At 28.9% G+C, this 26,183-nt stretch carries 22 protein-coding genes; 18 read left to right on the top strand and 4 right to left on the bottom strand.

Translation table 4 applies throughout. From position 1 onward, the window contains the following. Positions 1-216: 216 nt before the first annotated feature. Positions 217-3,825, top strand: a complete 3,609-nt coding sequence (locus tag BCF59_RS00260; RefSeq protein ID WP_134110009.1) for a hypothetical protein — start codon at positions 217-219, stop codon at positions 3,823-3,825. 31 nt (positions 3,826-3,856) lie between these two features. Here BCF59_RS00260 and BCF59_RS00255 read toward each other — a convergent pair whose 3' ends face one another. Further along, complete coding sequence (locus BCF59_RS00255; RefSeq protein ID WP_134110006.1) at positions 3,857-4,546, bottom strand: pseudouridine synthase; 690 nt, start codon at positions 4,544-4,546, stop codon at positions 3,857-3,859. Between the two features lie 211 nt (positions 4,547-4,757). On the opposite strand from BCF59_RS00255, the gene BCF59_RS00250 reads away from it, so the two are divergent. The 17 genes from BCF59_RS00250 (at position 4,758) to BCF59_RS00170 (ending at position 21,866) form a co-directional block, all read left to right on the top strand. Beyond that, positions 4,758-4,988 (top strand): hypothetical protein, encoded by a 231-nt coding sequence (locus BCF59_RS00250; RefSeq protein WP_134110003.1) that lies wholly within the window; start codon positions 4,758-4,760, stop codon positions 4,986-4,988. 230 nt (positions 4,989-5,218) lie between these two features. Further along, positions 5,219-5,647 carry a hypothetical protein gene (locus BCF59_RS00245; RefSeq protein WP_134110000.1) on the top strand — a complete coding sequence of 143 codons (429 nt, stop codon included), beginning with the start codon at positions 5,219-5,221 and terminating at the stop codon, positions 5,645-5,647. 2 nt (positions 5,648-5,649) lie between these two features. Further along, positions 5,650-6,435 carry a F0F1 ATP synthase subunit A gene (locus BCF59_RS00240; RefSeq protein ID WP_134109997.1) on the top strand — a complete coding sequence of 262 codons (786 nt, stop codon included), beginning with the start codon at positions 5,650-5,652 and terminating at the stop codon, positions 6,433-6,435. A 9-nt stretch (positions 6,436-6,444) separates the two neighbouring features. Continuing rightward, complete coding sequence (gene atpE, locus BCF59_RS00235; protein WP_318025642.1) at positions 6,445-6,819, top strand: ATP synthase F0 subunit C; 375 nt, start codon at positions 6,445-6,447, stop codon at positions 6,817-6,819. Between the two features lie 5 nt (positions 6,820-6,824). Beyond that, on the top strand, positions 6,825-7,394 hold the full coding sequence (atpF, locus tag BCF59_RS00230) for a F0F1 ATP synthase subunit B (RefSeq protein ID WP_134109994.1): 570 nt from the start codon (positions 6,825-6,827) through the stop codon (positions 7,392-7,394). Then, positions 7,394-7,942: an ATP synthase F1 subunit delta gene (atpH, locus tag BCF59_RS00225; RefSeq protein ID WP_134109991.1), complete on the top strand. Its 549-nt coding sequence runs from the start codon at positions 7,394-7,396 to the stop codon at positions 7,940-7,942. The genes atpF and atpH overlap by 1 nt, the downstream gene beginning before the upstream one ends. Further along, positions 7,943-9,520 carry a F0F1 ATP synthase subunit alpha gene (gene atpA, locus BCF59_RS00220; protein ID WP_134109988.1) on the top strand — a complete coding sequence of 526 codons (1,578 nt, stop codon included), beginning with the start codon at positions 7,943-7,945 and terminating at the stop codon, positions 9,518-9,520. Next, positions 9,520-10,368 (top strand): ATP synthase F1 subunit gamma, encoded by an 849-nt coding sequence (gene atpG, locus BCF59_RS00215; RefSeq protein WP_134109985.1) that lies wholly within the window; start codon positions 9,520-9,522, stop codon positions 10,366-10,368. Before atpA ends, atpG begins: the two co-directional genes overlap by 1 nt. A gap of 14 nt (positions 10,369-10,382) precedes the next feature. Next, positions 10,383-11,780: a F0F1 ATP synthase subunit beta gene (gene atpD / locus BCF59_RS00210; protein ID WP_134109982.1), complete on the top strand. Its 1,398-nt coding sequence runs from the start codon at positions 10,383-10,385 to the stop codon at positions 11,778-11,780. Then, positions 11,773-12,186 (top strand): ATP synthase F1 subunit epsilon, encoded by a 414-nt coding sequence (atpC, locus tag BCF59_RS00205; RefSeq protein ID WP_234851405.1) that lies wholly within the window; start codon positions 11,773-11,775, stop codon positions 12,184-12,186. Before atpD ends, atpC begins: the two co-directional genes overlap by 8 nt. A gap of 204 nt (positions 12,187-12,390) precedes the next feature. Continuing rightward, positions 12,391-14,427: a S8 family serine peptidase gene (locus BCF59_RS00200; RefSeq protein WP_134109977.1), complete on the top strand. Its 2,037-nt coding sequence runs from the start codon at positions 12,391-12,393 to the stop codon at positions 14,425-14,427. Between the two features lie 5 nt (positions 14,428-14,432). Beyond that, complete coding sequence (locus tag BCF59_RS00195) at positions 14,433-15,221, top strand: hypothetical protein (protein WP_134109974.1); 789 nt, start codon at positions 14,433-14,435, stop codon at positions 15,219-15,221. Positions 15,222-15,240: 19 nt separating this feature from the next. Continuing rightward, on the top strand, positions 15,241-16,032 hold the full coding sequence (locus BCF59_RS00190; RefSeq protein WP_134109971.1) for a hypothetical protein: 792 nt from the start codon (positions 15,241-15,243) through the stop codon (positions 16,030-16,032). Between the two features lie 112 nt (positions 16,033-16,144). Beyond that, positions 16,145-18,994, top strand: coding sequence for an excinuclease ABC subunit UvrA (uvrA, locus tag BCF59_RS00185; RefSeq protein WP_134109968.1), 2,850 nt, complete (start codon positions 16,145-16,147; stop codon positions 18,992-18,994). Between the two features lie 24 nt (positions 18,995-19,018). Beyond that, positions 19,019-19,951, top strand: a complete 933-nt coding sequence (hprK, locus tag BCF59_RS00180; protein WP_318025641.1) for an HPr(Ser) kinase/phosphatase — start codon at positions 19,019-19,021, stop codon at positions 19,949-19,951. Next, complete coding sequence (gene lgt, locus BCF59_RS00175) at positions 19,944-20,924, top strand: prolipoprotein diacylglyceryl transferase (protein WP_134109962.1); 981 nt, start codon at positions 19,944-19,946, stop codon at positions 20,922-20,924. The genes hprK and lgt overlap by 8 nt, the downstream gene beginning before the upstream one ends. A gap of 9 nt (positions 20,925-20,933) precedes the next feature. After that, positions 20,934-21,866: an NAD(P)/FAD-dependent oxidoreductase gene (locus BCF59_RS00170; protein WP_134109959.1), complete on the top strand. Its 933-nt coding sequence runs from the start codon at positions 20,934-20,936 to the stop codon at positions 21,864-21,866. Positions 21,867-22,098: 232 nt separating this feature from the next. Here BCF59_RS00170 and BCF59_RS00165 read toward each other — a convergent pair whose 3' ends face one another. The 3 genes from BCF59_RS00165 to BCF59_RS00155 all read right to left on the bottom strand — a co-directional run bounded on the left by BCF59_RS00165 (position 22,099) and on the right by BCF59_RS00155 (position 26,011). Continuing rightward, entirely contained in the window at positions 22,099-23,586 is a 1,488-nt protein-coding gene (locus BCF59_RS00165) for an APC family permease (protein WP_166666777.1), read from the bottom strand. Between the two features lie 93 nt (positions 23,587-23,679). Continuing rightward, entirely contained in the window at positions 23,680-24,414 is a 735-nt protein-coding gene (locus tag BCF59_RS00160; protein WP_134109953.1) for a methyltransferase domain-containing protein, read from the bottom strand. Beyond that, positions 24,392-26,011: an LppA-related lipoprotein gene (locus tag BCF59_RS00155; protein ID WP_134109950.1), complete on the bottom strand. Its 1,620-nt coding sequence runs from the start codon at positions 26,009-26,011 to the stop codon at positions 24,392-24,394. The genes BCF59_RS00160 and BCF59_RS00155 overlap by 23 nt, the downstream gene beginning before the upstream one ends. Between the last annotated feature and the right edge of the window lie 172 nt (positions 26,012-26,183).

The following is a 26,183-nucleotide window of genomic DNA, read 5'->3' as shown; positions in this document are numbered from 1 at the left end:
TTTAAGATGTTAGAAACTTTAAACTGTGTTAAATTGGTGCATTTATTACTATCTTTTAAAATTTTTTAATAAAATTAACTAGTTTTTGTGATAAATCTCAAAAAAAAAAAAAAAAGAGTAAAATATAACGTGCATTAAAGAAAGAAAAATCCAAAAAACGATTTGGAATAATTTATGAATTTAAATATAACTTTCATATTGAGTTAGGAGTTTTAAATGAAAAGCAAGAATAAAATTGGTTTTATTATTTTAACATCCGCTGCAGTTGCTACTGCAATAACTGCTGGGGTCGCTGTTGCGGTTTTATCTGCTAATGAGAAAGTTGACCCAAAGAATCAAAAGAAATATAATGATGATAGAAATGCTTATCTAAAATTGTTTGAGCAAATTAAAAATCCTGCTTTAGCGGCTACATTGGATAAAAAATTTCAAACATTATCACCTAGATTTTCAAAAGAAAATTCAGCCGCACTTGATGCGTTAACTAAACAAGCTCAAGATGCAGTTAGTTCAGAAAGTTCAATTACTTTAAATGATATTATTAGTAAGTTAACTACTGAACTTAATAAAATTGAAATAGCAGATAAAAATCCAAGCGAAAGCGCAGCTTTAATTGCTAAATTTAAGCAAGTTATCGCATCTTTAGAAAATAACAAAGATAAATTAACTGAGCTATTCCCATTTATCACCGATACCATTCAGGCGGCAAGATTAGTTGATAAAATTGCATTTAATAATGAAAATAAAGGCGTGAAAGGTCGTTATGAATTATCTAAAGAATTAAAAGATGCTTTAGATGATAGTACTGTTCAAAATCTAATTGTTGATTTATTAAATCAGTTAGATAAACAAAAACAAAATTATGCTAATGATATTATTACAATTAGTAAAAATTTGCAAACCAATAGATTTTCATCCACTTCATACTTTAATAATAAAGTTTATGAATTATCAATTGAATTAAATATTTTTAATACAGATGATAAAAAACAAGATCCATCAGTAACTGACGTCGTGCAATTAGATCAATTAATGACTAAACAACAACTCTTAGTTAAAATTGCAAATATTATTGAGACTATTAAGGATCAAAATACAATAACAAAACTTATTGATAAACTTAAAACCACCTTATCATTACCTGCATATCAAGAATTATTTAATGAAGCAAATGCAATAAGAGTTCAAGAAGCGCTCGAAAATGAAAAATCAAGCGTAAAATTAGCAAATGTTATTGAACAGCTAGAAGATACGACCGCTAAAGACGGATTTAATAATGAACTAAAAGCTATTTCAATGAGATCTTTATATACAACCTCTGTAGAGAAAGCTACTTTTTTAGATTTCTTACTTAAAAATATTACAGATAAAGTTGCTTCAAATCTAGACTCACAACCTGCATTACAATTACAAATTGACACTATTAAACTTAAACTTGATTCACAAATTGACGAACAACAAATTGCGGACATTGCTAAACAACTTAGTGATTTAGAAACTACAATTGAAGCAAAACTTTCTGCTCAAAGCAATGAGAAATTATCAGAAATGAAATTTAATGCTCAAAAAGATGCGTTCTTAGAAATTTTATCAACACATCAAAATTTAATGTGATTAAAAGATAAATTAATGACTATTAATACAGCAGACGAATTGAATAATTTAATGCCTGAAATTAATAGACTTTTAGATTTAACATATGTAGAATGACACACTAAAGAAGTTTTTGATAAACTACAAGCACTTAAACAAAAAGTTTTTGTTGCAAGTAGAGCAACAATTTTAACTAATAGTAAAAAGCTATTTGACGGTGATTATTTATCAAAGACATCAACAGCCATTCAATACAGCATCACTGATGCTAATACTTTTGATGAACTTTTTGATGCATATATGCAAGGACGTCTTTTGATGGCGCAAGCATTTAATAAATTAAATAAAGAAATTGAAAAATTAGATGAATTAAATCCAAATAATCCTAAACTTACAGAATTTAAAACTCAATCAAAAGATTTACAAACAAGCAATACTGCGAGAATTTATGATATTAATGTTTTAAAAATGGATGTAGTTGCTGAATTACTAAGAGAAAATGCAAGAAAAGTAGAAATTGATGCTATTAATCAATCAACTCTGAGCGATGCTTATAAAAAAGCATTTTCAGATTTAATTAATAAACCTGAAAATGATTCTATGGCTAAATTAGAGTTAATTAAGATGTTAGTTGCAGTGCAACAAAAGAATCTAGCAGATAGAAAAAATATTTTAGATACAATTAATGCAATACAAGATCAAACACAAAAACAAGCTTTTATAACTCAATTAGAAGCAATTAAACCGGTGTTTGCAGAAGAAAATGCTGCTGAAGCATTAAAAGCTGTTTGAAATGATGTGGTAGATAAAGTTACACAATTAGCAAATGCTAAAACAGAAGATGAAGCTAAAGCTGTGAGATATCCAGTTGTAAGTTTATTTGGAAAATATTTAGGTTTATTAACTAAAATAAAAGAAGATGCAGAACTAAAGAAAATTAATGATGCTGAATTAACTTTTATTAAGAACTTACAAGATGCAGTTAATGCAACCAAAGCAGAATCAGATACTAAAGTCGCTTGATTAGATAGTCTCATAAAAGATAAAGACGCAAATATGATTACTGATTCAGAAACAATTAATACAAAGCTTTTAGATTTTGAATCAAATGTTCCTGCAAACCTTACTGCTACTGAAAATGTGTTAAATATGTTTATGACACAAATTCAAAATGAATTAACTACATTAGAAAGTAACGCATCTAAATACGCAAACAAATTAAATGAATTAAAGGCAGAGTTTGAAACAGCTAAAACACAAACTGATAATGTAATGAAACTTCAAAAATTACTTGAAGTAAATAAAAAATTATTTACTGAAAAAGTTGTTACCATTTATCGCGCAATGGTTCCATCATTATTGGAAACAATGGGAGTTAAACAAGTAGTAGAATCATTTACTGCTGAATTTAACAAAGATAAAGATACCTGAGATATAACTAAAGCAAAAGCATTTATTTTTGGTTCAGGAAAAATTATCGATCAAACAATGGGAACAATAAACTCTGATATTACTTTATATGCTAAATATTTAAATAAATTAGACGATACCTTCATTGATAAAGTTGATGAAACTAATTCAAATGCAACTAAAACCAAATTCTTGATGCAATTAAGAGAAGAATTCAAACTTGGACATAATGTTGATTTAAGCAACGCACAAACTATTTATGAAAACGCACAAAATAGTTTAAAACCATTATCAGATGAACTTTTTGATTTGCGCAAAAGATCTACTATTTTATTGGCTGGTTTCATTAATTATTTACCTGATGAATTATCTATCAATAAAGATGATCAAACCAATGAAAAAATAAAAGAAACCGATCTTACAAATATGATCAATGCAGCAAAAGGAAACGAAGCTGAATATCTTAAAGTTAAAATATTAATGAATCGAATTTTAGAAAAAAACAAATTTGCGATTTTAGATGAAATGATGAAACTTCCACTATCTGACAATCATAGACATACCAATCTACAATTTATGCAAGAAAATAGTTTTAAGAATTTATCGCTTGGAGAACTTTTTAGCTTATCTCAATTTATATCGGTAATCAATGAGTCACATCAACTTATTAATCAGTTAAAAGATCAAAATAAAAAAACTGAGTTACTTAACGAATTAAAAATGGCCGATACTCCAAAGTCTGTTTTTATGGTTAAAGAGAAAGCGCAAGCACAATTAACTTCTCAAAATCAAACTGCATCTACTTCAAATCCACAAAATTAATGATAAAAAGCATCTTATATAATGATGCTTTTTATATTATCATTTCTTTATTAATTTCTATATATTCACCAATTTTTAATGAAGTAGGTAAGATAAATTTTCCAAAACAAATTCGTTTAAGATAAATTACTTGATAACCAAATACAGCAAACATACGTTTGATTTGATGAAACATACCTTCGGTAATAGTCAATTCGCAGGTATTTTTATCTCTGATATGTAATGTAGCGGGTTTAGTAAGTTTGTTTTCACCAATATCAACACCTTTGGTAAATTCAGTTATTAATTTTTGATCAAGCGTTTGATCTACTTTTATCAAATATGTTTTATTAACATGTTTTTTAGGTGATAAAACACGGTGTGTAAACGCACCATCATTTGTAATGATTAACAATCCTTCGGTATCCAAGTCTAAGCGCCCGGTAATATGAATATTTTTATCATTTTTATATTCTGCAGCGATTAAATCTAATACTAATGGATGTTTGTTATCTTTTTTAGCACATAAATAACCTTGTGGTTTATTTAGTGCTAAATAAAAATATTCTTTAAGATGGATTTTTATATCATTAATTTTGATTTCATCATTAAAATCTACATTAACACTTTTATGAATAATTATATTATTAACCTTAATGTGTTTTTGTTTGATTAAATTTTTGATTTGGCTCCGAGAATATTGTGTGTTTTGAGCAAGGATTTTCTCAATTCGTTGTTTCATCTTTAAATTTTATAATTAAAAATAAAAAAGGAATTTTAATTTTACTAATTTTATAAAAATAAATTGAATGAATTTAATAAAATTCCTAAAAGATTTTTAAGGAGTGTAATGTTTGATAATAAACTGACATATTTCATTTTTTTTATCAGCAGGAATTGGATGCTAGGGTTTTAAAATTAAATGATATAACTGCATTGTGAGTGATAAATTTTTGTCAAAAAGTTTAAATATTCAGAAACTACATACTAAATGCAAATTTGATCGCAGTTATATTGTAGGTGATATCACTAATTCATGATCAAATCTTCAATATTTAACCTTACTTGCAAAGTGTTTTATAATTTTTAAGTTTTTAGAAATTCAAAAAAATATTTATCTCTATGATTTTGAAAAATTTAAATTTATATGAAGCGAAGGTTTATTTGTGAATGGTTTTTGTTAATTCTTCATTAAATAATCTTAATGAATTACTAAATTTAATAGATCAACATTTTCATTTTTTAATAAACAAAATAAATATTATAGTTAAATAAAAATTACACAAAAAGACATCAAAAAATCAACCCTTAAATAGAAATTTTCAAACACCTAAAAAATAGTGATATTTTTGTTTGTAATTATTTTGTATTTAAAAAAAAGTTATACAATTATAAAAGCAAACCAAGGAGGGATATGAAAGAATTTCAAAAAGAATACGATCGAGTATTCTGAAGTTTCTTTGGTATTTGGTTAGTTTTTTTTGCAATCATATCGGTATGATTTAAGGGTGCTTTCTTTGGGTTTGCAATTGGGGCTTTGACCTCTTATATACTGCATAAAATAACAACAATTTTTGTATCATTTCGTTTTAAAACTAGATGATTTGCTTATTCTTTAATAAGTTTGAAATATTTCATTTTTATTGTTATAGTTTCTTTAGTTTTATACGGAATTTGAGCAATAAATTCACGGATTTTTACACTAAAAAACTATGTAAATAAATTACAGTTATGAACCTTACCAATCAACATTTTTACATTATGTGCCGGAGTAGGAATTAATTATTTCATTGTTTTTGTTCAGTATATATATTTAAAAAAGAAAAGCAAAAAAAGGAGGTAATTTTGTCAGGATTTAAAGAATCGCTTTGAAATTGATCTTATCCGCAATTATTTTCTTTAATTATGACGGTTTTGATTATTTTTATCATTTGTATTATCGTATTTGTAAAAATTCGAAAAAGTAAACCTGATAAAGCACCATCTGGTGTAGTACAGGTTGCTGAAGGTTACGTCGGATATATAGATAGCACCTTTGATGAGATTTCAACCGGAAAAATTCCAGGTGCAAAATTTTATATTTTTACTTTAGCAACCTTTTTATTAATTGGAAACTTATTGCCAATTCTTGGTTTGGAACCAGTTGTTACAGCTTATTCTGTGCCACTTACTTTGGCTTTATCTACTTGATTTGGAATTTTTATCGCGGGAGCAATTCATCGTAAATTAAAATATTTATGAGCATATATTAAGGCTCCGTGAGACCTTATTAGCAAGGTTCCGCCACTTATTTCATTAAGTTTTCGGATCTACGGAAACATCATCGGTGGGTCATTAATTTTAACAATGATGTATACAGCGTTTGCTTTTATTTTTCACAAAATTCCAGGTGTATCGACATCTGAAGATTACCCACTTAAATTTATTATAGGTATTATTTTCACACCATTTTTCCACTTGTATTTTGATATTTTTGATGGTTTATTACAAACATTGGTATTTACACTTCTTACAGCGGTATATTGAAGTATAGAATCAACAGCTGAGGAAGAAAAACCTAAAAAAGTACAAAATTCACAAGTTGGTATTTTTAAAAAATTCGGAAAACGAAAAATTGAATCAATTTATTAAGGAGTTATTATGATTTCATCTTCAATTATTCAACTTTTAGCTGAAGCAACAGATAATACAGCTAAAGCAGCAGACAATATGAAAGAAGTAACATCAAAAGTAATGCAAAAAGCTGGCGAAGCAGCCGCTAATACAGTCGCCACTTCTGCAGCTAGTTCAAATCACGCAGGACTTGTAGCAATTGGTGCAGGTATTGCGATGGTTGGTGTTATTGGTTCAGGTTTGGGACAAGGATATTCGTCAGGTAAAGCTGTTGAAGCCGTTGGTAGAAATCCGGAAGCTGAATCCAGAATTAAACTTACACTTATCCTTGGTGCTGCTATTGCTGAAACATCATCCATTTATGCTTTAATTATTGCTTTCATTATCTTATTCACTAAATAAAAATTATGTTCCAATATTCATTAACGGTAAGTGTCGCTCAAAAATTTGACATTAACCAAACAATATCAGAAAAATTTAAAGGTTTATTTCCAAGTATTCCTTTAATGATTGCTACTATTTTAGCGTTTATTTTAGCAGCAATTCTTTTATGGTTTTTATTTTATAAACCAGTTAAAAAAGCAATGAAAAAACGTAGAGAATTCATCCAAGGCAACATTGATGATTCTGTTAAACAAAAAGAAGAAAGTGTGCTTATTTTAAATCAAGCAAATGAAAATTTAAAAAACGCACATGTACAAGCCGATAAAATTATTACTAACGCTAAAATAAAAGCTGAAAAAGTTTCTGATTTTTATCGTAATAAAGCTAAAACTGAAGCAAAACGAATGTTAAATGAAACTGCTTTAGATATTAAAGCACAACAAAAAGAATTTGAAGAAAATTCTAAAAAATATATCGTTACAGTTGCTACTGAACTTTCAGAAAAAATTCTTAAACGTGAAATGTCACAACAAACTCAAGATGAGATTGTACAAACATTCTTAAACACTGATAAAGAAGTTGATGAATTATAATGCAACAAAAAAAGAATATTCAAGCTTATTCTGTAGCGATTTTTGACTTAGTTCAAGAAGAAAACAAATTTCAACAATTACATCCACAATTTGAAGCTGTAAAAGAATTATTTACCCATAATGCAGAATTTACTAATTATTTTTATGATGATTTTATTTCTTTAAACGAGCGTCTTAAAACCATTGATTTAGCATTCAAGGGTTTTGATTGAATTATTATTAATGCACTCAAAGTAATTGTTGCTCGTGGTGTTGCAAAACACATCCGCAAAATCATGATTGAATATTTAAAACTTTCAAACCGTGTTTTAAAAATCAGATTTATTGATGTAATTTCAGCATTTCCATTGACAAACGAGCAGTTAGAGCAAATAAAAAATAAAATCCAAATTTCCACACGTCGTAGTATTGAAATCACTAATCATGTGGATCCTAGTTTAATCGCAGGTATTAAAATTGTTTCACGCACTGAAACAATGGAATTAAACATTAAACACCAATTAGAAAAAATGAAATATGAAATTTTAAAATATGAAAAGGAGGTGTAGATGGCAATTAAGTTAGATGATATTTCTGCAATCATTAAAGATCGTATTAAAAATATTGATTCTAAAGTTGATTATTCAGAAATTGGGCGTGTTATCTCTGTTGGGGATGGGATTGCTGTTGTAACCGGTCTAGATAAGGTTAAAAATAGTGAAATTGTTGTTTTTAATAAAACTGTATATGGTTTAGCCTTAAACTTAGAAGAAGAAACTGTTGGAGTTGCTTTATTTGGTAATGCAAATTCAGTTTCTGAGGGAGATTATGTAGAAAGAACTGGTGAAGTTATCTCAGTTAATGTTGGTGATGCTCTGTTAGGCCGTGTCGTTGATGCGTTAGGAAATCCAATTGATGGTAAAGGTAAAATAGAAACCACCAGCAAATCAGAAATTTTTAAAACTGCATCAGGTGTTATGACTCGCAAGGAAGTAAATCAACCTTTGGAAACCGGAATTTTAGCAATTGATACAATGATTCCGATTGGTAAAGGACAACGTGAATTAATTATCGGGGATCGTCAAACCGGAAAAACTGCAATTGCAATTGATACTATCATCAATCAAAAAGGTAAAAATGTAAAATGTGTTTATGTGGCAATCGGTCAAAAAAATTCAACCGTAGCGCAAATAGTACAAAAACTTTCGGATACCCAAGCCCTTGAATATACCACTATAGTAGTTGCGGGAGCTAGTGAATTAGCACCACAACAATATATTGCTCCATATACCGGAGTTACTATTGCAGAAGAATGAATGAAAAAAGGCCAAGATGTTTTAATTATTTATGATGATCTTTCTAAACATGCGATTGCATACCGTACCCTTTCATTGCTTTTGAGAAGACCACCAGGTCGCGAAGCATATCCTGGGGATGTTTTCTATTTACACTCTCAACTTTTAGAAAGAGCTGCACGTTTAAACAAAGATTATGGTGGTGGTTCCATTACTGCCTTACCAATTATTGAAACCCAACAAGGTGACATTAGTGCATATATTCCTACCAATGTAATTTCAATTACTGATGGTCAAATTTTTACTAAAGAAAGTTTGTTTAACGCCGGACAAAGACCAGCAGTAGATATTGGTTTTAGTGTTTCGCGGGTAGGTTCTGCAGCACAAACCAAGGCCACCAAACAAGTAGTAGGTTCGCTCAAATTAGAATTAGCACAATATAATGAAATGCTTGCTTTTGCACAATTTGGTTCAGATTTAGATGATTCAACTAAAACTATTTTAGATCATGGTGCTAAAGTATATCAATTACTTAAACAAGAGCAATATCTACCAATTCCGCAAGAAACACAAGCAATTATTTTGGTTGGTGTTAAAGAACGTATTATCAACCCACTACCTTTAGATCACATTCATGAATATCGTGATAATGTCATTAATTGAGCATCACATGATGAAGTAGGTTTTGGAGTTTTTGATCGCATCCACAGTAGTGGAAAAATTTCTGATGAAGATTATCAAATTATAGCAAAAGCTTTAGTTAAAATCGTACAAAACATTGTTGCAACTATTCCCGATTACGATAAACGTATGTACAAAGAAATTCCAGCTAAATATCAAGATGTAGTTTAATGCCTAGTTTAAATAGTTTAAAAAATCGTATTTCTGTAGTTAGCAACACTCAAAAAATTACCAATGCTATGGAACTTGTTTCAACTTCTAAATTAAGAAGATTACGTAACGAACATATTCAAATCCAATCATATAAAGATACCTTAGATGATACTTTTAATGAATTGATTTTACACGTACAACCCCGTGATTTTTATGAAATTTTTCCACAAAATAAAGAAATAGATGCAAGTTTATATGTAGTTGTAACTAGTGACTTAGGTTTATGTGGATCATATAATTCTAATATTTTTAAATTACTAAATGAAAACGTTAAAACTCAAGATCAGATTGTAGTTATCGGAACAAAAGGATATGGATTACTAAATTCATCATCACATAAAGCACAAATTTTAAATGCATATACCAATATTGGTGATAAGTTATCTTATACAATTTGTAATGAAATTACCAAAACTGCTTTTGACTTATATTCACATAAAAAAATTAATCAGGTGCATTTAATTTATACATCTTTTATCAACAATCTCAATCAAGAAGCAACCATAAAAAAACTTTTTCCATTAGATATTAGTGAAAAAACTCTTGTAGGTTCTGATATTGAATTTGAACCTAATGCCGAAAGTGTGTTATTAAATTCAGTTCCGATGTATATTTCGAGCATGATTTATACCTTGGCTTTTGAATCAAAAATTTCTGAAATGGCATCACGTCGTAATGCAATGGAAAATGCTACTAATAATGCTGATGATTTAATTAAAGAACTCAAATTAGAATTTAACAGACAGCGTCAAAGTATAATTACTCAAGAAATTACCGAGATTGTTGCTGGTGCAGATGCAACTTAAATAAAGGAGATATAATGAAAAAAAATGGAATGATCGTCCAAATTTTAGGACCAGTTGTTGACGTGCGTTTTAGTGAGGGAAAACTACCAAAACTACTTAATGCTTTAACTGTAACAGATAATAACGGACAAATTTATACTTTAGAAGTTGCACAACACATCGGAGATGATACTGCACGTACCATCGCAATGGGAAATACAAACGGATTACAGCGTGGAATGCAAGTTGAAGATACTGGTGCAGCAATTTCGGTACCAGTTGGTAATATTGTCTTAGGCAGAATGTTTGATGTTTTAGGAAATCCAATCGATGAATTACCGCTAGAAGGCGAATTTAGTCGCGCCCCAATTCATGCACCTTCTCCTTCGTACGAAGAACAAAAAACTTCATCAGAAGTTTTGGAAACCGGAATTAAAGTTATCGACCTTTTAATTCCATATGCAAAAGGTGGAAAAATTGGTTTATTTGGTGGAGCTGGAGTTGGAAAAACAGTTTTAGTTCAAGAACTCATAAATAACATTGCAACACAACATAACGGACTTTCGGTATTTGCTGGTGTTGGTGAACGTACTCGTGAAGGAAATGATTTATACTATGAAATGAAAGCGGCCGGAGTCTTAGATAAAACTGCCTTAGTCTTTGGTCAAATGAATGAATCGCCCGGTGCACGTATGCGTGTTGCTTTAAGTGGTTTAACAATGGCTGAATATTTTAGAGATAAACAAAATCAAGATGTGTTATTATTTATTGACAACATCTTTAGATTTACACAAGCCGGTTCTGAAGTGTCAGCCTTATTAGGTCGTATGCCATCCGCGGTTGGATATCAACCAACCTTAGCAACTGAGATGGGGGCTTTACAAGAACGGATTACTTCAACTCGTCGTGGTTCTATTACTTCAGTGCAAGCTGTGTATGTGCCTGCCGATGACCTAACCGATCCGGCTCCTGCAACTACTTTTAGTCACTTAGATGCTAAAACCGTTTTAGACCGTGGAATTGCGTCATTAGGAATTTATCCAGCGATTGATCCATTAAATTCATCTTCACGTTTATTAGATCCGTTAGTAGTTGGTTCAGAACATTATAATGTCGCTCAAAGTGTGATTTCTATTTTGCAAAGATTTAAAGAACTACAAGATATTATTGCCATTTTAGGGATGGGCGAATTATCCGAAGAAGATAAAAAAATCGTTGCACGCGCACGTCGCATTAGAAACTTTTTATCGCAACCTTTCACTGTTGCTGAAAAGTTTTCAGGAATTAAAGGTCAATATGTTCCTTTGAAAGAAACCATCCGTAGCTTCAAGGCAATTTTAAATGGTGATTATGATACTTATCCTGAAGATATCTTTAGATACGCAGGAAGTATTGATGATGTTATAGAAAGATATAACAAAAATAATGAATAAAACACATCTTAAGATTACTGCTCCAAACGGAATTTTTTATGAAGGTGATATTCATATCGTTACTCTACGAACCGCTAATGGTTATATCGGGATTCAACCTAACCGTGCTCCATTATTTTCTAGTATAGAAATCGGTACTTTAACTATTGGTGCTGTTGATGGTCAACCGTTACAAAGTTTTTATATTGGTGGTGGGATTATTTACGCAGACCGTAGTAAAATTAATATTATTACCGATGATATTATTAATGCAAAAGAAATCGATATCAAACGCGCCCAAGATGATGTTGAATTTTTATCAAATAGTATTAAAAATAATAAAGATACCGTAGATTTAGTAAAATTAGAAACCAAACTTAAGAAAGCACTCTTTCGTGTTCAAACATATAATTTATTCAACAAATAGCAACCTTTTAGGCTGCTTTTTTATAATATGGAAAAAATATGAAACAAAAAAAGCAGAAAAAAGATTTTTATAATATTTTTATACATTTCAAAAAATTTCATTTGTTAATTTATATTTTGTATCTTATAATAATGATGTGATAATAAACAAAGAAAGCAAAACATATAATCAAGATAAATTAAATTTTTTATGGAGGAATTTTAATTGAACAAAAAATTAAAAAAATTATTTTGAATAACATCAGGAGTGGTGTTTGCTACAACTGTATCTGTGGGTTATATTTATCTTCCGGATAATTCTAAAACACAAAAGACACAAACACTTTGATATGAAAAATATCAAAATAATAAAATGGTAGTAAGAGAAAATAAGTTTAATCTAAATTCTGCAAACGATGCAAATGATATTAATATTAACAATCATTTTGAATTAAAATTATTATTAAATTATGAATTTAATGATAATACAAATAATGACTTTATAAAACAAAAGAATCATGAATTTATTGATAATATTAAAAAGCAAGACAAATTAAATAGGTTAGTTTTAAATTATGAAACAAGCGAAATGATGCCTATTGTTTGATTTTATTTTAAAAATGAAAATGATCGCGAGAGTTTTTTAAAAAATATAATAGAAAAAAACGAAATTTTTCAAGCAATTGTTTTTTCTAATAAAAAAGCAAGCCAATCAAAATCACTTGTATCAGATATAGAACATAATGATGATGCAGAGGTAAAAGACCCATACTTCAAATTAGATAAAAAAATTAATAATACTAATTCTACTTTTGTAAATTTTGATGCGCAAAAATCAAGAGAGGACAAAAGAGGATATGCTAATAGTTCATCTATTGGTGTTTTGGAAGTAAAAGGTACATTAGATGCTGATAAAACAGAAGATTATAAGAAATTTGGATATGAAATTTATTCTGATTCTCTAAAAAACATAAGTCATCATGCTCAGGAAGTTTCTTCAATAGCAGCCGGAGAACAAGGTTTTGATAGATTTGCAAAATTATATTTTGCATCATTTACTAGTTTTGATTCTCATTGAATGAAGGCGATTGAATGATTTGTTTTAAACAAAGGTGTAAGGGTAATAAATCATAGTTATGGTTATAATAAAGATCATCCTGATTATAAATATAATGAAAATAACTTTTTTTTAGATTACATTTCACGAAAATATGGTGTGGTTAATGTTTTTGCTTCTGGAAATGGTAATGACAATAAAATAAAAGAAAATGAATGAATTGATGGTCCAAACGCATCGTTCAATAATATTGTAGTAGGAGCTTTAGATTATAACAAATTAACAAAAAATGCTACAGATAGAATAGCTGATTACTCAAACTATTTATTATATGATGATTATTCGGACCTTGCTAAACCTAATGTTGTAGCTCCTGGGTATTTATATTCTAGATATTATTACGAAGATGACTTTTTTAAAATTAAAAAATATGATGATTTTCGTGGTACAAGTTTTGCTGCACCAATAGTTTCAGGTTTAATTTCAACTTTATTAAGAGAGAAAAGATTTTTAGACATTGATTCAAAAAGATTGCAAGCTATAAAAGCTATTATAGGTGCTTCATCAAGAACTCCAAATATAATTGATAAAATTGAGTATAAAGAAAATGGATATTCTAAGATTTATGGTGCAGGAATAGTAGATTTTGAAAAAATGTTAGAAGCAACTAATAATATAGAGTTTAAAGATATATCAAAAAACGAAACAGGAATAATAATGACTTCAAAAGAGTTCTTTGTAGATAAAAATAAGCATATAAAAGGTGCTATTTCTTGATTGTTTAATGCTGGTATTTTAAAAAATAAAGAAAACTTACCAACATATAATGCTAATGTTAATTGATGATGATTCTTGGGTCCGTTAGGTGGTATAATTGCGAATTCTATTGAGGGTTTCAGATTAACAAGAGAAAAAGACGAATGATATAAAACACATATTAATTCAGAAAGATTGAATCTTGAAACAACTAACAAAAAACAAGGCAATAATTTCTTTACTGATTATGACATAATTTTACAAAAAAAAGATAAATATGGTAATTGATATGATATAGATAAAAAAAATTCCATAAAATCTAATGATGAAATTTTAGAATATATCACAAGCGAAAGTGGAACATATCGCTTTGCAATCAAAAAATATGCAGATTCACTATTCAATAATTCGATAGATGATAGTTTAGCGTTAACATACACAATAAGGTAGTGATGATGAAAAACAAATATTGACTTTTATTAAGCGGAACATTTACTTTTCCTGTTTTCGTAGTTGCATGCACTAATATAAACAATGAAAAAAAAGTTGCAAAAGAATATGATGAAGAAAAGTATGCAGAAAATTTTTTGGATTTATTGGATAAATACCAAGAAGATAATGAAATAAAACGACTATCAGATAATTATTTTGAATCAATTTTTCTCTCTTACAATAGTAGTATTTATACAAAAAAAACAAAGAAAAAAACTTTTCTTGATAGGGTTAATAAAGATTATATTTTATTAAAAAGTTCACAGGAATTACAAGAAAAAATAATAGACAAAATAAATTTAGATTTCTTTAAAAACATAAATAGTAAAACTATAAATGAAAATAATGTGGAAGTCGATACATATAAAGAAGAGAAATTAATGAGTGAATCACAACTTAAAGAATTTATTAAACAGAAATTTAGTAAAATATTTTTAAATAATGAATCTATTGATACTTTTTTTATAACTAAAAATTTATTTATTTTTCAAAAAATTAATATTCGGCCTTTTCTAAATTCAAGTGAAATAGTACCAACTAAAAAAATAAATATTTTTAATTTAGTTAGTCCTTCAAGTATCCTAAAATATGACTTAGCATATCAACCCGTAGAGTATCCGTTGAGTTTTACATTATTGTACAAAGTTTTTGATAAATCGGTTAATACTGTTATAGTAAATGAAGAATTAAACAAATCACAAGCGATAAAACTTTATGATTATCTAAAAGCAAAATATAGATTTGACAAATAAATTATTAAAAAGAGGTATTATGAAAAAGATAAAAAAGTACTTTATTTTTACTACAATTACAACTATACCGTTATTAAGTTTATCTTGTTCTAGTCCTTTCGGTAAGGATAATAAAAGTTCAGAAACACAAAAAATGGATAAGTTTATAAAATACTTAAAAGAATATCAAATAGATAGTAATATTCAAACATATCAAGGTGGTTATTTTTCAAATAATTGAGCATATAAAAAAGATAATTACGGTAAATTTGGAAATATTTTTTATGGCAGAATTGCGCTAATTGATTCTGAAGATGATTTAAATCAAATATTTTTAAGTAGATTTAATTTAGATTTAATTAAGTCATATGCACCTTTAATAGATGATTCTTTAAAAAACCAACTTAGTACCTTAACAGAAGAAAAATTACAAGAAATTAATCGTAAAATGTTTGAAAAAATATACTTAAATTATCAAAAAACCACTGAATTTTTTAAAACTAAAAGTTTATTCTTGTATGAACAATGGACTGATAATTCAGAAAATGCTAAATATTGAGAAGAATTTGTAGTACCTGCTATTAATCAAAATAAAAAAATTGATGCCATGCAAATAAAAATATACAAACCAGCAGATTTATCAAATGATTTTTCATGGAATAATGATCGTCAACATTATCAAAGAATTTTAAAGATGACTGTAATTGTATTAAATAAACCAGATGTTGTCAAACCAGACGGAACCTCTTTTAATAAAAATAAAAAAGTAGAAGCGGAAAATCTTTATAATTTCTTAAAAAATAAGTATAAAAGTGAACCTTGAGATAATTAAAATTTTATATTAATTAAATATATAAATTATGTTTATAAAAATAAGCATAATTTATATTATTTTTATTAGCAATCTTTTTATCATTAACTTTAAAAACTAAACAAGGAGAGCAATGAAAGATGATGTTTTAGTAATTAAAGGTGCTCGTGAAAATAATTTAAAAAATGTGAATTTAACAATTCCAAAAAATAAGTTGGTTGTATTTACCGGTCTTAGTGGTAGTGGAAAAAGTTCGTTAGCTTTTAATACAATTTATGAAGAAGGTCGTCGCAGATATGTAGATTCACTGAGTTCATATTCAAGGATGTTTTTGGGTGGGACCAAAAAACCAGATGTAGATAAAATAGAAGGGTTAAGTCCGGCAATTTCTATTGAACAAAAAACCGTGCATAATAATCCACGTTCCACTGTGGGAACTGTGACGGAATTATATGATTATTTTAGATTGCTATTTGCAAGAATTGGTGAATCATATTGTCCGAATCATAATATTAAAATTGCTTCGCAAACTACCAAAGATATCTTACAGCAAATTTATCAAAGTGCTATTGATGCAAAAATCGCGATTTATGCACCTTTGATTGAGGGAGAAAAAGGAACACATCAAAACCTTTTAGAAAAACTTAAAAATGAAGGTTTTTTAAGAGTTAAAATTGATGGTGATAGTTATTTATTAGAGGATGAAATTTCATTAAATAAAAATTCCAAACATAATATTGATTTAGTGATCTTACGTAGTATTTTAGTTAATGAAGCCAATTATAATGAAATTTCTAGCGCTTTAAATGTTGCAACCGAAAAATCAGGTGGTTTAGTTAAAATTGAATTTTTACAAACCCAGGAAACTAAAATATATTCTAAACTTTATTCATGTATTTACAAAGACTTTTCTATTTCTAAAATAGAACCTAGAATGTTTTCGTTTAATGCTCCATATGGAATGTGTGATAACTGTAAAGGATTAGGTTTAGAATTCAAGGCCGATGTGGACGTTTTGATTCCTGAACAATGGCGCAGTATCAATCAAGGTGCAATTAAATATTTTGCAAATACTGTTAATACCCAAAATTTAGAATGACAAACGTTTGATGCAATGCTAGAACATTATAACATTCCTAAAGATATTCCATTTGATGAACTTAATAATGCACAAGTGAGTCGGATTTTATATGGTAGTGGCACCGAAGAGATTGAATATGTCTTAGTTTCTGGAAGTGGAAATAAATATCGTCGCAGGGATAGTGTGCCTGGAATCATTACTTTAATTGAAAACCATTACTACAGCACCACATCAGAAAATCGCCGTGATTATTTAAAAAAATATATGGGTACTTTTGCATGTCATTTATGCAAAGGTGCAAGGCTGAATCAGCAAGCTTTAAGTGTGCGGATTGATAAGTTAAATATTTTCGATTATATCAAAATGACTATTGAAAAACTACTTGAAAAAATTGCTGAGTTACAAACAAAGTTAGATAAAAATAAAAAGTCTATTTCAGATCTAATTATTAAGGAAATTTGAGATCGTTTATCATTTCTAAAAAACGTTGGTTTAGAATATTTAACCCTTGACCGGAGTGCTGAAAGTTTATCTGGCGGTGAAGCACAACGCATTCGTTTGGCTACCCAAATTGGTTCTAATTTATCAGGAGTTTTATATGTTTTAGATGAACCATCAATTGGATTGCATCAAAAAGATAATCAAAAACTGATTCAAACTCTGAAAAATATGGTGGATTTAGGAAATACATTAATTGTAGTAGAACACGATGAAGAAACCATTTATGCAGCCGACTATTTAGTAGATATTGGCCCAGTTGCTGGTGAAAAAGGTGGTGAAATAGTTGCATCTGGTAGTTTAGATGACATCATCCAAAGTCCGCAATCTATAACTGGAAAGTATTTATCAGGTGAATGAAGTATTAATATCCCGAAAATGCGCCGCGGCGGTAACGGACATAGTATTGAAATTAAAGGTGCCCGTGAAAATAATCTAAAGAATATTGACGTTAAAATTCCGTTAGGAATGTTGGTTGGAATAACAGGGGTATCAGGGAGTGGAAAAAGTACTTTAATTAATGATATTTTAGTTGCTGGAATTCAACATATGCGTGGCTTAACTGAAGGTAGTATTCAACGTAAGGCAAAATTTGATACTATTAAAGGTTTAATTAATATCGATAAAGTGGTCCCAATTTCACAAAGTCCAATTGGTCGTACTCCACGCTCTAATCCGGCTACTTATACTGGTGTTTTTGATGATATTAGGGATGTTTATGCTAATGTTGCTGAAGCGCGTGCGCGTGGATATAATAAAGGAATTTTTAGTTTCAATACTCCTGGTGGTCGTTGTGAAAAATGTAGTGGTGATGGTTATTTAAAAATAGAAATGCACTTTTTACCAGATGTTTATATCCCTTGTGATCAATGCGATGCCAAACGTTATAACCGTGAAACCTTAGAAATTAAATATCATGACAAAAACATCAATGATGTCTTGGAAATGAGTGTAGATCAAGCATTAGAGTTTTTTCAAACTAATAAAAAAATTATTGAAAAACTACAATTTTTACAAGATGTTGGACTCGGTTATATCAAGCTCGGACAAATGTCAACTACTTTATCCGGAGGTGAAGCACAACGGGTAAAATTGGCTACTTATTTACAAAAGAAACCGACCGGAAAAACATTATATGTTTTAGACGAACCAACTACCGGATTACATGTGCACGATGTTAAAAAATTGATTGAAATTTTAGAACGCATTGTAGAAAAAGGGGATTCAGTTTTAGTGATCGAACATAATTTAGATGTTATTAAAAATTGTGATTATTTAATTGATTTAGGCCCTGATGGCGGAGTTAAGGGTGGGATGGTAGTTGCTTCTGGAACTCCTGAAGAAGTTTCTAAATCTACCAAAAGCTATACCGCAGAATTTTTAAGACAAATCTTATTTAAATAGGAGAAAAGCTATATAATTAAATTAATGAATCGGATTAAAATAAATGCTGCCAAAATTGTTGATTCCTTTAGTTTAAAATTAATCAATCAAACCCCTGAAACAATTAATTGAAATTTTATTTATCGTCCTGCGATCAAACGTGTTGGTTTGGAACTGGCCGAACGTATTGAAAACTTAAATTCTAACGGTAACTTAATTTGTTGAGGAACAAGTGAATCAATATGATTTCAAAGCATTGGTAAAAAAGAATCACTCAAAGCGATTGAACATATTTTTAAGACCCAACCACCATTAGTGGTGCTCTCGCGCGGGGTGATGAAACCAGCACTTAGTTGAATAGAAAGTATAGCGAATAAATATCATGTTCCAGTATGTATCACTAATCTTAGTTCTTCTTCGATTACCACAATTATTGGTTCATATTTAAATAATTATTTTTGTGAAGAAGTTCAAGTGCATGGTTGTTTGGTTTTAGTTGGTGGAACTGGTGTGTTAATTATCGGCCAAAGCGGAGTTGGTAAATCAGAGGCAGCCCTAGAATTAGTGCAAAAAGGACACATTTTAATAAGCGATGACTCGGTTTTAATAAAAAATAACGGAAATTTATTTATTGGTAGATCACCAAAAATTACACGTAATATGTTAGAAGTGCGTGGAATTGGGATTATTGATATTAAATACACTTATGGTATTAAAGCTGTTGCTTCATCTACAATTATTCATTTAGTGGTAGAATTAGTTCGTAGTGATGTCCAAAATGAATTAGATCGCTTAGGAATTGGATTTTTATCGTATCCAATTTTAGGGCGCAGCATTAAAAAAATCCAAATTCCAATTAAGGAAGGTGGATCGGTATCTTCATTAATAGAAGCTGCCGTTAGTGCTTATTTATCGAAACACGATGGATTAGACATCTTAAGAGAAATGGAAAAAAGGAGGTTAGATACAGATGAATAGCGCAGATTTTATCCCTGCAGTGGCTTATCGCGAAGGTGTTCCCGCCTTTCCATTATTTAAAATCAATAGTTTTGAAGTTCAAATTTATTCGTTAATGATTATGTTGGGTTATTTAGCATCCATTTTAACAATCTTGTTTTTTTGAAAACGTGAAAAATTAAATATGGATAAGTTATATGTATTGATTTTAATAACCATTCCAATGGGGATTTTAGGTTCGCGTTTTGGTTATATGGTTGAGCAATGAATTTATGCACCAATACCGTTTCGAGGTTCGGCTTGGTGAAAAATTTGAGAAGGTGGACTAAGTATTCAAGGGGGATTAATTTTAACGATTATCGTTGATTTATGGTATGTTTATACCCAAAGAAAACACTTAGATATCCGCAAGGCTGCTTCAATTATTATTCCTACTATTTTAATTGGACAATTCGTTGGTCGTTGAGGGAACTACGCTAACCACGAAGTTTATGGAAAAATAGACTGAAGCGGAAACAGTGTTTTAGTCTTTGGTCAATCATTTGCTTCAAATATGTATATTTCAGATGCGCTAACAGATCAATTAGGTTTAGCGGGCGCATATCGTTATCCGTTGTTCTTATACGAAGGACTTGCAAACTTAATTGGTTATATTTTAATTGTGTGAGTGGTAAATTATTTTGGTATCTTTAAACCGGGTACCAGCGTTGGATTGTATTTATTATGATACGGATTGCTACGTATGGCAATGGAACCGCTCCGTGAAGAGGCGTATGGTTTATACCAATATGTTGCCTTAGGATTTGTGTTGGTTGGCGCATTATTGTTTGTATATTATCAATTCTGAAACAAAGTTAAATATAATGTAACTATAAAACATAAAGTCTTTAAGTTTTATAGTTATGCCGATGAAGATAGTTATCTAAAATATGTGGCTGCTACTTCATTTTCACATATATTTAAGAAACTTTATAGTTATGCATGATTTAAATAAAAGGAAAATATTATGACAAAAGAAAGATACGATTTAATTATAATTGGTGGTGGGCCAGCGGCTTTAAATGCCGCATTATACGCTTCACGTGCCGAATTAAAAACAATGTTTGTTGAAAAAGGTTCACCAGGTGGAAAATTAGTGTTAACTAACAAGGTTGAAAACTGAATTGGGACCGAAATTGTGGATGGATGAAAACTAGCAACTGAATTTTTTGAACATGCGAAAAAATTTGGTGCTAAATATAAATACGGTGAAGTTGTTTCATTAATTAACCACGGCGATTTAGATAAAGAAATTGTGCTAGCAAACGGAGAGTCTTTATTTGCTAAAACCGTTTTAATTGCTACCGGAATGAAAAATAGAGAACCAAAATTTATTAAAAACTTTGATCAATTCTTAAACCGTGGTGTAAGTTATTGTGCCATTTGTGATGGACCTTTATTCAAAGGACACCCTACTTTAGTTTTAGGAGCTGGAAATTCAGCGGTTGAAGAAGGAACTTATTTAGCAAATATTGCTTCGGAAGTACATATTGTGATTCGTGATGCAGACTTTAGTGCAGAAAAACGCTTAGTTAAAGAATTATTAAGTCGTCCTAATGTGATTGTGTATCGTAATTCACAAATTAAAGAAATTAATGGAACCGATTCTTTAGAATCTGCTATTATCGTTGATAAAGATGGTAATGAAACTAAAATTGCAATTGCTTCATTTTTCCCTTATATTGGGATGTTACCGACTACAACCTTTATCAAGGATTTAGATATCTTAGATTCGAGAGGTTTTATTGAAGTTGATGCCTCAATGCAAACTAGAGCAAAAGGTATCTTTGCGGCCGGCGACATCTGTGCTAAAGAAATTAGACAAATCGTTACTGCAGCTTCAGATGGAGCGATTGCGGCTAAAAAGATTTCGGATTTAATTAATTTCGAAGAATAAAACAAGGGTTTATCCCTTGTTTTCATTATATATAGTTTGCTAATCATTTGCTCTATTTTCTAAGTGAGTAATAATTTATCAGTATTATGATTGCAATTTTGATTAAAATATCATTAAAACATTAAAATATAATTGAAATCATATAAAATGTTGTCTAAAAGATTTTTTATGAGATTTTGTTGAATATTATTCATTAAACTAAACAGGACATACATAATTGTATGTCCTGTTTTTAGTTTGTCTGATCGTCCCATAAAATAGTTTGGTTTGCTTCTAAATTATTTTTTTCTGCTTGTTGTAATAGCTCGGTTTGAGTAGTGTTTTGTGCGTCAATATATTTTTCAATTTTTTCAATCTTGGTTTTTAATGATTTGAATTCTTTATAAAGTACGTATAAACCTCAAAAGATAAAACCAATTAACATAAACACTACATAACCACCGATGATTATCGCGCTCGAAGCATTATAAGCTTCGCCTAAAATTGGCGGAATAAATGTTACAAGCATAATAAAAATGATTAATATACTTACTGTGATATAAATAATTTTTTCTCAAAGTGGAATTTTTAAATTTAATTTTTTATTATAAGCTAATGCTAACATTGCAATTAGTGCAAATAAATACTGTAAAAAGAACACTAAATTACCGGCTTGTAAAATGGTAGAAAACTGGTTTTCGACTTTTAGTAAACTAGGTAGAATAGTAAAAATAATCATTGCAATAATTGAGATTACAGTTGAAAAGATTACAGCATTACGGTGTTGACCATTTTTAGCGACTTTACCTAATGAAGCAGGTAAGAAACCATCTAAAGATAAAGGAGCAACGCTTTTTGCATAGTAAATCATCGAAAATACTGTTGAAGTAATTTGTCTAAATAATAAACCAACTGTAAAAATTATTAATCCGGCAATACCTAACGCGCTTTCTAAAATCACGGCAGTATAACTTGAGTTGCTAGAACTAGTGACTGGAATAAATAAAAATAATAAATAAAATAGAATGTAAATAAAAATAATAATACCAAAAACAATTAATAAAATTTTTCTAAAGTTTTTAGTTTTAACTTCAGTTGATAGACCTGCTAAGCCCTCAACACCACCGTAAGCATATATAAAAGTTAAAATAGAACTAATAATTAAATACGGTGTAACTTTAGCGTCTGCTTTTAGAAATTGTTGAGTTGGATTTTGTGTAACTAGATAAATAACCGCTACAAAAATAATTCCTGTAATAATTCATTTTACAACTGCTGATCATAGAATCACTTTCGTAGAAATTTTGAAATTCAGCGCCGAAATAATTGTTAGCGAGATAAAGAATAACAGTGCTAAAATTTGAATCAGAAATGAATATTTTTGTAATACTGAGTTATCTTTAATAAACAATTGAATAATATTTATAAAAAATAAGGGTGCCGTTGCCGAAAACAACGGAGCTTGCATAAATTGATTTCAACCATTTACATATCAAAAGAATCTATTTTTAGGAAATGCTTTCTTTACATAGACATATGAGCCACCAACTTCATTACCATATAACTGACTTCCGCGCGAGAAAGCCAACATTACACCCGCGGCAATTAAGGAGGTGATTAAGAATACAAGGATACTATAACTTCCCGTTTTGATAACGCTAGAAATAGTTGCTAAAAAACCAAAACCGACGATATAGTTAACTCCGTAAAAAATAAAATTCTTACCTTTGATCTTTTTCATCAAATCTCCTAATTTACTTAATTCATTTTTAAATTTATGTAAATTTAAAAACATTATTATATCAAAATAATTGATTTATTAATATTTAATACATTACTTTTGACAAATCCAAAAGTTGGTGTTATCGGCGAAGCTTAATACTTGTTGATCTTCTGAATAGTTTGTATCACGATTGATGATATCTAAAACTCTAAAACCTACACTGCTTAATTTTTGTTTTAACTCAGTATCACTGTATAAATGAAAGAAATCATATAAATTTTCTTCATTTTTAAAAATTAAATCACCATATCTTTCGATTTCAAATTCGGTTGTTTTAGAGATGTTTTCTTTTTTTAATCTTTGTTGATATTTTTGTTGATTTCAAGGATGTATACTAAAGATAAAAATTCCATTAGGTTTTAAAACCCGATAAATTTCATTTAGTGCTTTGATGCGATTTTGGTGCTTTGGTATCCCTGAAAAGCCATTAAATGAAAAGAAAGCATAATTAAAATGAGCGTTAGGATATTTTAAATTACTTGCGTCCATATTTTCAAAAACTATTTTTGAATTATGAATTTGTTTTTGGATTAAACGCGCTGTATCAATCATTTTTTTAGAGATATCAATTGCGTAAATATTTTTATAACCTAAGTTTTCTAAATTAAAACTACTACGGCCGGCTCCGCAACCTAAATCTAACAAATTAGCTTGTTTATTTAAAAAATATTTGAGAATTAAATCCTGTTCCGATTTTCATAAACCTACCTCAGTGATTGCTAGGGTATATTTAACAATCACTGAATCTGTTTCAAAAACCGTTTTAGCTTGTTTGTGAGAGCCCACTTATAGGCACCTGACTTGAAATTTCAAGTTTGATATAGTGCTCACCATCTAAGGAATTATCTCTTAAACTACTATATGAATTTTGAATGGCAATTTGATATTTAAAGTTAAAAGTAAAATTTACAACTTTTGCATTTCGTTGTGAGTCATCTTCGATACTAATTGATAGGTTATTAATATTATTAGAACTTAAATGAGTATAAAAAGGATAAATGCTAAAGCCTTGAGTTAAACCTAATAAGTTTTTAGTATATTGAGATGATAGGCTTAAATGATAAGTATTTTGATTATCTAAAATTGAAACTAAAAATTTGTTAAATAATTTGGTTTTTAAGCTACTTGCTTCAATTGAAGTTAAGGTTATAATAGTATTATTATTATCTTTGTTATTTAAAATTTTGTTTTTTAAACTAGTGAGATTATTAATTACATCCTTTAAATCTGCTGGCGTGATAAAAAAACTTAAAAGTGGGTTTTGATTATTAGGATTTAAACTACGTAATCCATCAAATTCAAATTCTTGGGTAATGTCTGGTTCGTTGTTGTGATTGTCATCTGAATTTCTAATTTCTACTTGCAAACCGATGCTTCCGGTTAAATCATTATACTTAGCAGCTGTAATATTTCAAACATATTTTTCTTTATAAGTTTCATTAATCTCAAAAAATTGTGTTTTTAAAGAGATATTTAAATTAGGTGTAGTTTCTTTAAATAAATCTCTATTTTTGTTAAGTAATGATTCATAGTTAATTACACAACTGTCATTACTACTACAATTACTTTTATTTTCGTTTTGGCTATAACTTTGTGGGTTTTCAGAATATAAAATCATATGAGCTAATAAAGATGGAAATAAGTTACGAATGTTTTGATTTAAGGTTTTTTTATTTAAAAATTGTTCCTTATGATTAATTGTTGGGTTATTTTCTGTTATTTTAAAACCGGATAATTTATATTTATAAGTTTTTTGATGATTTTTAAAATTGAAAGTTACTAAAATGTTTTCGATTACACCTTTTTGTTGGTCTACTTTAAAATCATTTGATTCATTATAAGTAATCTGATATTTATCTTTTATACTTTGCGGTAAGTTTAATAAACTTATAAAAATATCTGTATTATATTTTAATTCTGATCAACCAACTAACGCATCACGCTTTTTATAATATATATTGTTAATTATAATATCTTTTTGCAATGATTCTAGATCATTAAAATCTGGTTGTATTTCAGTTTCTTTATTTTCTAAGTTTTCATTTTTTGGTTGTTCTGATTTTGTCTCTGAAGATTGTATAATTTCTTCTTTTTTTTCTTGATTGTTTTGAGGTTGCTCTTCAGTTTTCTTAGTTTCTAAATCTTTTTTATTAGTTTGTTCGGTCTTTGTTTCTTTATTTGGTTGCTTTATTTGCTCAGTTTTTGGTTTTTCAATAACTTCTTTTTGTGGTGATATTGGTTTATCTTGATTATCTCTAGGGATTTCTGGAGTAGTTATATCTATTGAAGTATTTTTTGTCGTTTCAACTTTTTGGGTGCAACTTGTCGCTAATACAGGAAGCGTTAAAGCGGCGGTAATAAGGATTTTGTTTTTTAATTTCATAGTTTTAATTTTATAGGATTTATTTAAATAAGTAAATTATAAATGTAGATTCAATATACTAATTTTTATATCAAAAGTAAACTAAAGATAAACTTAAAGTAATGTTTTGGTTGTAAATATATTAATAGCAGGAATATAAGTATTTTTATGGAGTAGTTTACTTAATATATAT

Origin of the sequence: Mycoplasmopsis mustelae, from assembly GCF_004365095.1 — a bacterium.
GTDB lineage: Bacteria > Bacillota_I > Bacilli_A > Mycoplasmatales > Metamycoplasmataceae > Mycoplasmopsis > Mycoplasmopsis mustelae.
The sequence above is the reverse complement of the archived record's forward strand: the minus strand, read 5'-3'. Positions and strand labels throughout refer to the sequence as shown.